We start from the raw sequence: 13,104 nt of genomic DNA, 5'->3' as shown, positions 1-13,104 counted from the left end.
GGGCAGCTGAACGCATGGACAAGAGGAGCCTTACCGAACGCGATATCTGCACGAAGTTCATCCTGCCCGCCGTCAAGCGCGCCGGCTGGGACGAGATGGCGCAGGTTCGGGAGGAGGTCTATTTCACCAAGGGCCGCATCATTGTGCGTGGCAAGCTGGTGACGCGCGGCAAGGCGAAGAAGGCCGACTTCGTTCTTTACTACAAGCCGAATATCCCCATCGCGCTGATCGAGGCCAAGGACAACAATCATTCGGTCGGCCACGGCATTCAGCAGGGCCTCGATTACGCGATGACGCTGGACATCCCCTTCGTGTTTTCTTCGAACGGCGACGGCTTCGTGTTCCATGACCGCACCGGGCAAAGCGTTCCGGTCGAGACGAATCTCGGGCTCGACGCCTTCCCGTCGCCGACCGATCTATGGGCACGCTATCGCGCCTGGAAGGGCCTCGACGCGGAAGCCGAGGAGATCGTGCTTCAGGATTATTTCGACGACGGCAGCGGCAAGACACCGCGCTATTATCAGGTGAACGCCGTCAACGCGGCGATCGAGGCCATCGCCAAGGGCCGCGACCGCGTGCTGCTGGTGATGGCGACCGGCACCGGCAAGACCTATACCGCGTTCCAGATCATCTGGCGCCTGTGGAAGGCCGGCCGCAAGAAGCGCATCCTGTTCCTTGCCGATCGCAACGTGTTGATCGACCAGACGATGGTGAACGACTTTCGCCCCTTCGGCGCGGCGATGGCAAAGCTGTCCACCAATGCCAGGACCATCGAGCGACAGGACGGCACCGCCGTCGATCTGCCACTGGCGCTCGACACCAGGCGGCGCATCGACACCGCTTTCGAGATCTATCTCGGCCTCTACCAGGCGATTACCGGCCCGGAGGAACGGCAGAAGCTCTACAAGGAATTTTCGCCCGGTTTCTTTGACCTGGTCGTGATCGACGAATGCCATCGTGGCAGCGCGGCCGAGGATTCGGCATGGCGGGAAATCCTCGACCACTTTTCCGGCGCGACGCAGATCGGCCTCACCGCCACGCCGAAGGAAACCGAATATGTCTCCAACACGGAATATTTCGGCGAACCGGTTTTCACCTATTCCCTGAAACAGGGCATCAGCGACGGCTTTCTCGCGCCCTACAAGGTCATCAAGGTTCACATCGACCGCGATGTGGAAGGCTATCGCCCCGAACTCGGCCAGCTCGATCGCGACGGCAACGAGGTCGAGGACCGCATCTACAACACGAAGGATTTCGACCGCAACATCGTGCTCGACGACCGCACGGTGCTGACCGCGAAGAAAATCACCGAGTTCCTGAAGGAAAGCGGCGACCGCTTCCAGAAGACCATCGTGTTCTGCGTCGATGAGGAACACGCGGCGCGCATGCGCCAGGCGCTCATCAACGAGAACGCCGATCTGGTCGCGGAAAACCAGCGTTACGTCATGCGCATCACCGGCAGCGACAAGGAAGGCCAGGACCAGCTCGGCAACTTCATCGACCCCGAATCGAAATATCCCGTGCTGGTGACCACCTCGCGGCTGCTCTCGACCGGCGTCGATGCGCAGACCTGCCGGCTGATCGTGCTCGACCGCGCGGTCGGCTCCATGACCGAGTTCAAGCAAATCGTCGGGCGCGGCACCCGCGTTCACGAGGACACGAAGAAATTCTTCTTCACGCTGATCGACTTTCGCGGCGCCACCAGCCATTTCGCCGACCCAGATTTCGACGGCGATCCGGCGCAGATTTATGAACCCGGCAGCGGCGATCCGATCACGCCGCCCGACGACGCGCCGCAGGGCGACGACACGATCCCGCCGAAACCCGGCGACGACGAAACGGTGGTCGATCAGCCGGGCCTGCCGCTGCCAGCGGGTGGCCCGATCCGCAAGATTTATGTTGATGGCGTCGGCGCCCGCATCCTGGCGGAGCGGGTGGAATATCTCGACGAGAACGGCAAACTCGTCACCGAATCCCTGCGCGATTTCACCAGAACGGCGCTGAAGAAGCGTTTCGCCAGCCTCGATGATTTCCTCAAGCGCTGGAAATCCGCCGAACGCAAGCATGCCCTCATCGAGGAACTGGAGGCCGAGGGCCTAGCGCTCGATGCCGTCGCCGGTGAACTCGGCAAGAACCTCGATCCCTTCGATCTGATCTGCCACGTCGCCTTTGATCGGAAGCCGCTCACCCGCCGTGAGCGGGCCGAAAACGTCAAGAAGCGTGACGTGTTCACCAAATACGGGCCGCAGGCCCGCGCCGTGCTCGATGCGCTGCTGGAAAAGTATCGCGACGAGGGCGTGCTCAACCTCGACGACGCCAACGTGCTGAAGGTAACGCCCTTCACCGCGATGGGCAGCGTCGTGCAACTCATCAAGGCGTTCGGCGGCAAGGAGGGCTTCGAGAAGGCCGTCCACGAAATGCAGGACGCGCTCTACCAGGAGACCGCCTGAGCCATGATCGTCCGCACCACCGTCAAATCCATTCAGGACATCATGCGCCAGGACGTGGGCGTCGATGGCGATGCGCAGCGCATCAGCCAGCTCACATGGTTGTTCTTCCTCAAGATCATCGACGATCAGGACCAGGAACTCGAACTGACGAAGGACGGCTACCACTCGCCGATCCCCAAGAAACTCCAGTGGCGCACCTGGGCGGCGGACCCGGAGGGCATTACCGGGCAGGCGCTGCTCGATTTCGTCAACGACGAGCTGTTCCCGGCGCTGAAGGGTTTGCAGGTCTCCGACAGGCCCGGCGACCGCCGCCGCGTGGTGCGCGACGTGTTCGAGGACGCCTACAATTACATGAAATCGGGCCAGCTGCTGCGGCAGGTGGTCAACAAGATCACCCAGGTCGATTTCAACAATCTCGACGAGCGGCGGCATTTTGGCGAGTTCTACGAGCAATTGCTCAACGATCTGCAATCGGCCGGCAATGCCGGCGAGTACTACACGCCGCGCGCCGTCACCGCCTTCATGGTGCAGATGATCGACCCGCATCCGGGCGAAATCCTGTTCGATCCGGCCTGCGGCACGGGCGGGTTCCTGTCCTGCGCGATCAATCACATGGAAGCGAACTACGTCCGCACACCGAAGCAGCGCGAAAAGATGCAGGGCGGATTGCGCGCGGTGGAGAAGAAGCAACTGCCGCACATGCTCTGCGTCACCAACATGCTGTTGCACGGCATCGAGGACCCGAGCTTCGTCAAGCACGACAACACGCTGGCCCGGCCGCTGATTTCGTGGAGCAAGGACGAGCGCGTCGATATCGTCGTCACCAATCCGCCTTTCGGCGGCAAGGAGGAGGACGGTATCGAGAACAATTTCCCGACCTTCCGCACCAAGGAGACGGCCGATCTGTTCCTGGCGCTGATCGTGCGCCTGCTGAAACCCGATGGCCGCGCCGCCGTGGTGCTGCCCGACGGCACGCTGTTCGGCGAGGGCGTCAAGACGCGGCTCAAGGAACACCTGATGGAGGAGTGCAACCTCCACACCATCGTCCGCCTGCCCAATTCGGTGTTCAAGCCCTATGCCTCGATCGGCACCAACCTCTTGTTCTTCGAGAAGGGCGCGCCGACCAAGGACATCTGGTTCTACGAACACCGCGTGCCGGAGGGCCAGAAAGCCTATTCGATGACCAGGCCGATCCGGCTGGAGCATTTCCACGGCTGTATCGACTGGTGGGGCGGCAAGGCGCGCAAGGGCCGGAAGGAGACGCCGCAGGCCTGGAAGGTGAGCGCCGAGGAGATCAAGGCACGCGGCTACAATCTCGACATCAAGAACCCGCACGCGGTGGCGGATGACCACGGCGACCCGGAAACGCTGCTGGCAGACCTCGCCCGCGCCGAGGCCGAGACGGCTACCTACCGCGACCAGTTGAAGGCGATCCTCGCCGAGGCGCTGCTGCGATGAATGATGGCCCGATGAACGCGGAACGCCTGCTTAGTGCTTACGAGAAAATTGCCGACGCGCCCGACGCGATCGCCCGCCTGCGCCGCTTCGTGCTCGATCTGGCCGTGCGCGGCAAGCTGGTGCCGCAGGATGCGAACGACGAACCGGCATCGGAATTGCTGAAGCGGATCGCGAAGGAAAAGGCGCGGCTGGTGAAGGCGGGCGAGATCAGGAAGCCGAAAGCGATCCCCGCTCTTCCTGAACCACCGTTCCCAATTCCGTCGAATTGGCGTTGGTCGCAGCTTGCCGAGATCGGCGTGTTAAGCCCGCGCAACGAAGCGCCCGACACACTCGAAGCGTCCTTCGTGCCAATGCCGCTCATTGCCGCCGAATATGGCGTCGCTAACCAGCATGAAATCCGGCCTTGGGGCGAGATCAAGAAGGGCTACACGCATTTTGCCGAGGGCGATGTTGGCCTCGCCAAGATCACGCCGTGCTTCGAGAACGGCAAATCGACCGTGTTCCGAAACCTGACTGGCGGGATCGGCACCGGCACGACCGAGTTGCATATCGTCCGCCCGTTGTTCGTCGATCAGGATTACATCCTGCTGTTTCTCAAGAGCCCGCATTTCATCGAAACCGGCATCCCGAGAATGACCGGTACGGCCGGCCAGAAGCGCGTGCCGACCGAATATTTCGCGCATTCGCCCTTTCCCCTCCCGCCGCTCGCCGAACAGCACCGCATCGTCGCCAAGGTCGATGCGTTGATGGGCCTGTGCGACCGGCTGAAAACAGCGAGGGAACAGCGGGAAACGGTGCGCGACCGGCTGGCGGCGGCGAGCCTCGCCCGTCTCAACGCGCCCGATCCCGAACCCGGAGCGGACCCAGCAAAAGTGGGAACCGGTTTTGCGTCCGGGTCCGCGACCAACGAAAAGTTCCAGGCCGACGCCCGCTTCGCCCTCGACGCGCTGCCGGCGCTAACCACGCGCCCCGACCAGATCAAGGCGCTGCGCCAGACCATCCTCAACCTCGCCGTGCGCGGCAAGCTGGTGCCGCAAGACCCGAACGACGAACCGGCTTCGGAACTGCTCAAGCGGATTGCGAGAGCAAAAGCCGAGCGCAAGAAGAAAACCGGCGATGCAAGGATCAAGATTGAACCCGATCCGACGCCCGATGAACTCAACATGCCGATTCCGGTGGAATGGGCCGTCCAATCGTTCGAGAACCTATTTCTTTTTATCGACTATCGCGGAAACACGCCGCCCAAGACGGATGAAGGCATCCCTCTCATCACCGCAAAAAACATTCGCATGGGATACCTGAATCGCGAGCCGCGCGAGTTCATCTCAAAAGCGACCTTTAAGACCTGGATGACGCGTGGCTTTCCCGAGATCGGCGACTTGTTTTTCACGACCGAAGCGCCACTCGCCAACGTGTGCCTTAACGATATCGAGGAACCTTTCGCTCTCGCGCAACGCGCGATCTGTTTTCAGCCATATGCGAAGATCGACACCAAGTTCCTGATGTTCGCGTTGATGAGCGACGTAATGCAATCGCTGATCGACAAGCACGCAACCGGCATGACAGCCAAGGGCATCAAGGCGGCCAAATTGAAGCCGCTTCCAATCCCGATCCCACCCCTTGCCGAACAACACCGCATCGTCGCTAAGGTCGATGAGTTGATGGCGCTCTGCGACCGGCTGGAGGCGAGCCTCACCGCCACTGCCGCCACAAGCCGCCGCCTGCTCGACGCCCTCCTGGCTGAAGCGCTGGCGCCGGCCGAGGATCGCGAAATGGAGGCGGCGGAATAAGATGGCGATCAACCTCGTCATCGCCGTCACGGATGGCGACTGGTTCGACATGCTGCGCCAGCAACCGAACCTTGCCGAGGTGAATTTCTGGGCTCCTTCCGCCGCCAATTTCCGCGCCCTGCAACCGGGCGAGATGTTTCTGTTTAAGCTGCACGCCCCGCGCAATGTTATCGTCGGTGGCGGCATCTTCGCTTATGCCAATGCGCTACCGTGCTCCCTTGCCTGGGAAGCCTTCCGCGAGGCGAACGGCGCACGATCCTTGCCCGAAATGCGCGCCCGCATCGCGCGCTATCGCCGCGCCGATCCAGCCGATCGCAGCGACTTCGAGATCGGTTGCCGCATTCTCACGCAACCGTTCTTCTTCGAGGAAGCCGACTGGATTCCCGTTCCGGCAAGCTGGGCTCCGAACATCGTTTCGTTCAAGACCTACAACACGGGCGACCTGGAAGGGCTGGCACTGTGGGAAACCGTGACCGAGCGCATGAACCGCCCGCGCTTTCCCGGCATGGCCGAAGCGCAGACCCGTTTCGGAGAACCGCACCTTATCCGCCCGCGCCTCGGCCAGGGCGCATTCCGCGTTCTCGTGACCGACAACTACAACCGCCGCTGCGCCATCACGCAGGAGCGGACGCTGCCCGCGCTCGAAGCGGCGCATATCCGGCCCTATGGCGACGGCGGCGATCACGAAGCCCGGAACGGCCTCTTGCTTCGCCGCGATATCCATAGCCTGTTCGATGCGGGCTATGTGACGGTCACGCCCGAACTGCGCTTTGAGGTGAGCCGCCGCATCAAGGAGGAGTTCAACAACGGGCGGCACTACTACGAGCATCACGGCAAGCCGATCTTCGCGCCAGCCGACAATCTGCGCCGCCCCGATCCAGAGGCGCTGCGCTGGCACAACGAACACGTGTTCAGGGGATAGCTGCCGCCAATGCCTGCCTTCGCCAGCCATATCGGCATCGACTATTCGGGCGCGGAAACGCCGACCGCGAGCCTTAAGGGCCTGCGCGTCTATCTGGCCGAGGGCGATAGATCGCCGGTGGAAGTGCCGCCACCGCCAAGCCCGCGCAAATACTGGACCCGAAGGGGTATCGCGGAATGGCTGGTCGCGCGGCTTGGCGAGGACGTGCCGACGCTGGTCGGCATCGACCACGGGTTTTCCTTCCCCTTGCGCTATTTCGAGGCTCAAGGGCTGTTGCCCGACTGGCCGACCTTCCTGGATGATTTCCAGCGGCACTGGCCGACCGATGAGGATCACACCTATGTCGATTTCGTGCGCGATGGCGCCGCTGGCAACGGAGCGGCGCGCATGGGCAGTGCCCGCTGGCGGCGGCTGACCGAGGAACGGGCGGGCGGTGCGAAATCGGTGTTTCACTTCGACGTGCAGGGATCGGTGGCGAAATCCACCCATGCCGGCATTCCCTGGCTGCGCTTCATCCGCCAGCGGCTCGGCGCCCGCGTTCACTTCTGGCCGTTCGATGGCTGGGACATTCCGGCCGGGCGCTCGGCCATCGCCGAGGTTTATCCCGCGCTGTGGTCGCGCGGCTTCGCGCCCGAGGGCCGAACCGGCGACCAGCACGACGCCTTCAGTATTTCCGCCTGGCTTTCCAGCGCCGATCGCGACGGCAGGCTTGCGGCATTCCTCAATCCCGATCTGTCGCCACCCGAACGCACGCTGGCGCAGGTGGAAGGCTGGATATTGGGCGTTCCCGGCTTGATTCGTTCGGCCAAAGGGCGCGATGGGTCCTCCAGATCCGAAGCTTGCGACCCAAGCGTGTTTAGGTTACACTAAACGACATGAGAAAGATTGCTAAACCTGCACCGGCCGCCGATTCCTCCCGCAAACAGGCGGTGATCTATGCCCGCGTCTCCTCGAAGGAGCAGGAGAAGGAGGGCTATTCGATCCCGGCCCAGTTGAAGCTGCTAAAGGACTACGCCGCAGCCGAGGGGTTCATGGTCGCGCAGGATTATGTGGATGTTGAGACCGCCAAGCAGACCGGCCGCGCCGCCTTCGGCAAGATGGTCGCCTGGCTGCGGGCGCATCCGGACGTGCGGGCAATCATCGTGGAGAAGACGGATCGGCTTTACCGCAATCTCAAGGACTGGGTGACGATCGACGAACTCGATATCGAGATCCATTTCCCGAAAGAAGGCGTGGTGCTGTCGCGCGAGTCGCGATCTTCGGAAAAGTTCATGCACGGCATCAAGGTGCTGATGGCGAAGAACTACATTGACAACCTGTCCGAGGAGGCGCGCAAGGGCCAGCAGGAGAAGGCGGAGCAAGGTATCTGGCCGACCAAGACGCCGCTCGGCTATCGGAACGTCACCGGCGCGGACGGGCGCAAGGTCATCGCCGTTGATCCGCAAGTCGCGCCGATCGTCGCGAAGCTGTTCGAGTGGTATGCGACGGGCGAGTTCGCCTTGAAAGAGGTGGCCAAGAAAGCCCGCGCCGCCGGTCTGGTCTACAAGAAGAGCGGCGCGCCGGTACCCACCAGCACCGTGCATTCGATTTTGCGCAATCGTCTCTATACTGGCTGGTTCGAGTGGAACGGCAAGCTCTATCAGGGTAAGCATGAGCCGCTGGTTTCGGTCGAGGCATGGGAACGGGTGCAGGGCGTGATGGATGGCCGGAATGCCAGCAAGCACCGGCGCATGACCCACGATTTTGCCTTCTCCGGGCTGATTGCCTGCGGGCGCTGCGGTTGCTCGGTGGTCGGCGAGATCAAGAAGCAGAAGTACATCTATTACCACTGCACCGGCTACGCCGATAAATGCCGGGACAAGCCGGCTTCCTGCCGCCGCAAGTATGTGCGCGAAGAAGTTCTCGAACAACAGTTCACGGCCATGCTCGGCCGACTTCGGTTCGACGACGAGGTTCTGGCGTGGGTACGCGAGGCGCTGCATGCAAGCCATGCGGACGAACGCCGCGAGCACGAGGAGGCGATCAAGCGGCTACAGGCTGAGCACAAGCGGCTCGGCGAGCGCATCAGCGCCATGTACATCGACAAGCTCGACGGCAAGATCGGTGGCGACTTCTATGATCGCTTCGCCGGTCAGTGGCGCGAGGAACAGCAGCGCTTGCAGCGCGACATCGGCCGGCATGAGCAAGCCGAGCAATCCTACATGGACGAGGGCGTGCGGATTCTCGAACTCGCCCGCAATGCGCAGGCGCTGTTCGAACGCCAGCCCGCCCGCGAAAAGCGCCGCTTGCTCAACTTCGTACTTTCGAACTGCTCTTGGGAGGATGGCGAGGTGGTCGCCACCTTCCGCCAACCCTTTGATCTGTTGGCAGAAACGACGGCCATCGCTGCCCGCTCAAGTGCTGGCAACGGCGACAATTCCTCAAAAAGTGAGATTTGGCTGGGGAACTAGGATTCGAACCTAGACAAACAGAGTCAGAGTCTGTTGTGCTACCGTTACACCATTCCCCAATTGATGAAAGACACCAAGGCGTTATTTGATATGGCGTTATTTGATATCGCCGAGATCGTGGCTTCGCAACGAAGATGCACGCCGTTCTATCCGCTCGTTCCCTTACTTGGCAAGCGCGCGAATGGTTACGAACTCATTCTTCCCAATCAGACTCGGAAAATCCTGCATCCCGCCGCATGGATTCGATTCCGATGTTGCTTCATTGCATCAGCACACCGCAAAACAGCCCGCGTCCGAATTGTATCTGGCCTTTTGTGTCGCCCTTGTGGTTTGGCTGGGCCATAAAAATGAACGAAAGATTAAAGTGTTCAGGGAAACCTGACGTGAACGGCAGGGGACGAAGAAGAGGTTATGGCAGGCGATAAAATCCGGCCTTTACCGGCGACGCGTTGCATAAATCAGGGCTTTCGCGGGGAATCGCAAGCCCTGGCGCGCTGGCGCAGGATCATGAAGAGCAGCACTGCCTTGGCCAGACTGATGCCGGCGGGAGCCCTCGCGGTGGCGGCTGGCGTGGTTTCGCTGCCGTTCATTAACGAAGCAACGGCGCAGACCGCTACATGGATCGGCGGCACGTCCAGCGACTACTACACAGCCTCCAACTGGAATCCCGCCGCCGTCCCCAACGCGCTCGACGTAACAATCATCTTCGGTTCTACGGCCAACCCGGTGGTATCAGTCGGAGGCAGCAACGCCGGCGCATTGCTGTTCGATGCCGGAGCTCCGTCCTACAACATTACCGTCGGTCCCGCGGCCACCGGATTCGGCTTGCATGAGGCTGGAATCATTAACAACTCCGGCTTGGTCCAGACCATAAACGTATCAAACGCCGGCATTATAATGAATAACAGCGCCTCTATGGACGCGAATGTCGTCTTGAACCTGACCGGCACCGGTCAGATAGACTTTAATGACGCCTCGAGCGGTGGTCTGGCCGCCTTCAACCTGAACGGCAACAACGGCATCCTGATCGGTGGTGACAACCATACCGTGTCGATGGGATCCTTGAGCGGAACAGGCTGGCGGGTTCAGTTCAGTGGACACAATCAATCGCTAACCATCGGCGGCAACAATCAGTCGACGAGTTACTCAGGCCAGCTTTGGCAGGCAGCCTCCGACTCCAATGCATCGTTGATCAAGGTCGGCACTGGCACGCTGACACTATCCGGCACCACCAACTATACCGGAGGCACGACGATATCCGGCGGCACGCTGTCGGTATCGAGCAACGGCCATCTCGGCGCGTCCTCGGGCGCGCTGACCCTCAACGGCGGCGCGCTGCGAATCACCGGAAATGCTTTCAGCTCAACGGCGCGCAACATCACCCTTGGCATGAACGGCGGCAGTTTCGATATCGCCAGCGCCAGCAATATCTTCACGACAACGCAAAACATCGGCGGTCCGGGCGACCTGACCAAGATCGGCGCGGGAACGCTGGCCCTCGCGGGCAATAATACATATGCGGGCGCAACCACGATCAGCGCCGGTACGCTGCTCGTCAACGGCTCGATCGCTTCCTCGTCTCTGACCACGGTGGAGGCTGGCGGCACGCTCGGCGGCAGCGGCACGGTCGGCAATACATCTGTCAACGCCGGCGGCATTTTGTCGGCAGGCAACAGCCCCGGCACGCTGACGGTCGCCGGCGACCTGACGCTCAATGCCGGTTCAACCTCGGTGTTCGAATTCGGCGCGCCAGGCGTGGTGGGCGGCGTTTCCAACGACCTGGTGATCGTCACCGGCAACCTCTCACTCGGAGGCACCTTGCTGACGCCGGGCGCGGTGTCGGGCTACTACCGGCTATTCGATTTCGGCGGGTCGGTGAGTGGATCGTTCTCGACGGTCCCGGCCGGGGCGACGGTGAGCCTGGACATTCCGCAACAGGTCAACCTGTTGGTCAACCAGGGCGGCCAGCGAGTGCAGTTCTGGGACGGCGTCGATCAGATGGGCAACGGCACGGTGGACGGCGGCACCGGCACCTGGAACGCCGCGAACACCAACTGGACCGGCGCTCCGGGACAGGCCGGCATCAACGACCGCTGGCGCGGCGAGGTCGGCGTGTTTTCCGGCGCCGCCGGCACGGTGACAGCCTCGGGCGGATTGTCATTCGAGGGATTGCAGTTCAAGACCGATGGCTATCACCTCACGGGTGGCGGCTTGGTGATGACGGGCGATTCACACGGAAACGCGGCGGCGAGTTTCGTCAACGTCGATGGCGGCGTCACCGCGGCGATCTCCGCACCGCTGACCGGAGCCGGCATCGGGCTCGACAAGCTCGGCGGCGGCACGCTGATCCTGGCGGGCAACCACGCTTACACCGGCGCAACGACGGTCAGGAGCGGCACGCTTCTCGTCAACGGCTCGATTGCATCCTCGGTGCTGACGACGGTCGAGGCCGGCGGCACGCTCGGGGGCAACGGTACGGTAGGCCACACGCTGATCGACGGCGGCGCGCTGGCTCCCGGCAACAATGGGATCGGGACGCTGACCGTGCAGGGCAACCTCGCCCTGACGGCGGCATCGCGCTACATGATTGACGTCTCCCCGGCGAGCAGCGATTTCACCCGTGTCACCGGCACGGCGACCCTGGGCGGCGCGACGGTTCAGGCGCAGTTCGCTCCCGGCAGCTATATCGAGAGGCGCTATACCATTCTCACCGCCGATGGCGGCGTCAACGGCGCCTTCAGCGGTCCGGTCGCCACCAATCTGCCGACGAACTTCAGAACGGCGCTGTCCTATGACGGCAACAATGCGTGGCTCGATCTGGCGCTGTCGTTCCGGCAGGATGGCCTCAGCATCAATCAGCAGAACGTCGCCAATACGCTGGCTGATTTCTTCAACAACAATGGCAGCGGCGGCATTCCGCTCGTGTTCGGCGCGCTGGATGCGCGTGGCCTGTCGCAAGCTTCGGGAGAAATCGCAACCGCCGCCGCGCAGGGGGCGTTCGATGCGCAGAACCAGTTTCTCAATATAATGACGGACCCGTTCGTGGCGGGCGCGCAGACCCCGCTCCCACACGCATCGCCGGCGCTGAGTTATGCGGCCGATGCCCCCGTCGCCGTGGGGACGCGCGCGACGCTTTCGCATCGCTTGAGCCGCCCCCTGCCTCGGGCTTCGAGCAGCGCTGGCGCGTCTTCGGCGCGGCCTATGGCGGCTCGATGCACATTTCCGGCAACAGCGTGGTGGGCAGCCATGACGCGAGAAGCCAGGTCTATGGCGGCACGGGCGGAGCGACCTATGCGCTGTCGCCATCCACCAACGTCGGCTTCGCGCTGAACGGCGGCGGCACCGCGTTCGGTCTCGCCGATGGATTGGGCTCCGGCCGCAGCGACCTGTTCCAGGCCGGCGCGTTCGCGCAGCAGGCCATCGCAAGCAGCGGCTATCTCAACACCGCCCTCTCCTACGGCTGGCACGATGTGACCACCAATCGCACCGCGCCGATCACGGGCGAGCGATTGCGCGCCAACTACAGGGCGGGCGTGCTCGCGGGGCGGATCGAGGCGGGCTGGCGCATCGATACCCCACTCGCCGGGGTCATCCCCTACGCGGCCGCTCAAGCCGTCAGCTACCGGATGCCATCCTACTTTGAGCAGGGCGACGGCAGCCCGGCGAGTTTCGCACTCGGCTATACGGCCCGCAACATCCTCGCAACGCGTAGCGAATTCGGCCTGCGGTTCGATCGGTCCACGGCGGTGAACGAGGCGCTGTTGACGTTCCGCGGCCGCGCGGCATGGGCGCACTATTTCGACACCGCCCGCAACGTCGCGGCGACATTCCAGTCGCTGCCCGGCACCGGCTTCGTCGTCAACGGCGCAAGGATCGCCTCCGACGCCGCGCTCGTCACCGCCGGCGCCGAACTGGCCTGGAGCAACGGCCTCTCGCTCGCATCATCATTCGAGGGCGAGTTTTCGAGCAACGTCTCGAGCTTCATCGGCAGGGGAACGCTTAGATACGCCTGGTGACTCTCTGTGTTCATGTTC

At 62.6% G+C, this 13,104-nt stretch carries 8 protein-coding genes and 1 tRNA gene; 8 read left to right on the top strand and 1 reads right to left on the bottom strand.

All coding sequences use genetic code 11. From position 1 onward, the window contains the following. Nucleotides 1–14: 14 nt before the first annotated feature. The 6 genes from hsdR to NWI_RS16810 are packed head-to-tail and all read left to right on the top strand — an operon-like array spanning nt 15 to nt 9,070. Nucleotides 15–2,450, top strand: a complete 2,436-nt coding sequence (gene hsdR, locus NWI_RS06490) for an EcoAI/FtnUII family type I restriction enzme subunit R (RefSeq protein WP_011314544.1) — start codon at nt 15–17, stop codon at nt 2,448–2,450. Between the two features lie 3 nt (nt 2,451–2,453). Continuing rightward, nucleotides 2,454–3,908: a type I restriction-modification system subunit M gene (locus NWI_RS06485; protein WP_011314543.1), complete on the top strand. Its 1,455-nt coding sequence runs from the start codon at nt 2,454–2,456 to the stop codon at nt 3,906–3,908. 11 nt (nt 3,909–3,919) lie between these two features. Beyond that, nucleotides 3,920–5,698: a restriction endonuclease subunit S gene (locus tag NWI_RS06480; protein WP_041345471.1), complete on the top strand. Its 1,779-nt coding sequence runs from the start codon at nt 3,920–3,922 to the stop codon at nt 5,696–5,698. Between the two features lies 1 nt (nt 5,699). Further along, nucleotides 5,700–6,620 carry an HNH endonuclease gene (locus NWI_RS06475; protein WP_011314541.1) on the top strand — a complete coding sequence of 307 codons (921 nt, stop codon included), beginning with the start codon at nt 5,700–5,702 and terminating at the stop codon, nt 6,618–6,620. A 9-nt stretch (nt 6,621–6,629) separates the two neighbouring features. After that, complete coding sequence (locus tag NWI_RS06470) at nt 6,630–7,490, top strand: hypothetical protein (protein ID WP_011314540.1); 861 nt, start codon at nt 6,630–6,632, stop codon at nt 7,488–7,490. A 5-nt stretch (nt 7,491–7,495) separates the two neighbouring features. Further along, nucleotides 7,496–9,070, top strand: a complete 1,575-nt coding sequence (locus NWI_RS16810) for a recombinase family protein (RefSeq protein WP_011314539.1) — start codon at nt 7,496–7,498, stop codon at nt 9,068–9,070. On the opposite strand, the gene NWI_RS06455 is transcribed toward NWI_RS16810, so the two are convergent. Beyond that, nucleotides 9,056–9,129, bottom strand: a tRNA-Gln gene (locus tag NWI_RS06455). The genes NWI_RS16810 and NWI_RS06455 overlap by 15 nt on opposite strands. Before the next feature lie 448 nt (nt 9,130–9,577). Here NWI_RS06455 and NWI_RS16420 point away from each other — a divergent pair. Continuing rightward, nucleotides 9,578–12,400 carry a beta strand repeat-containing protein gene (locus NWI_RS16420; RefSeq protein WP_049750560.1) on the top strand — a complete coding sequence of 941 codons (2,823 nt, stop codon included), beginning with the start codon at nt 9,578–9,580 and terminating at the stop codon, nt 12,398–12,400. Next, complete coding sequence (locus NWI_RS16415; RefSeq protein ID WP_081431710.1) at nt 12,283–13,086, top strand: autotransporter outer membrane beta-barrel domain-containing protein; 804 nt, start codon at nt 12,283–12,285, stop codon at nt 13,084–13,086. The genes NWI_RS16420 and NWI_RS16415 overlap by 118 nt, the downstream gene beginning before the upstream one ends. Nucleotides 13,087–13,104: the final 18 nt, after the last annotated feature.

Source organism: Nitrobacter winogradskyi Nb-255, assembly GCF_000012725.1.
Taxonomy (GTDB): Bacteria; Pseudomonadota; Alphaproteobacteria; order Rhizobiales; family Xanthobacteraceae; genus Nitrobacter; species Nitrobacter winogradskyi.
The sequence above is the reverse complement of the archived record's forward strand: the minus strand, read 5'-3'. Positions and strand labels throughout refer to the sequence as shown.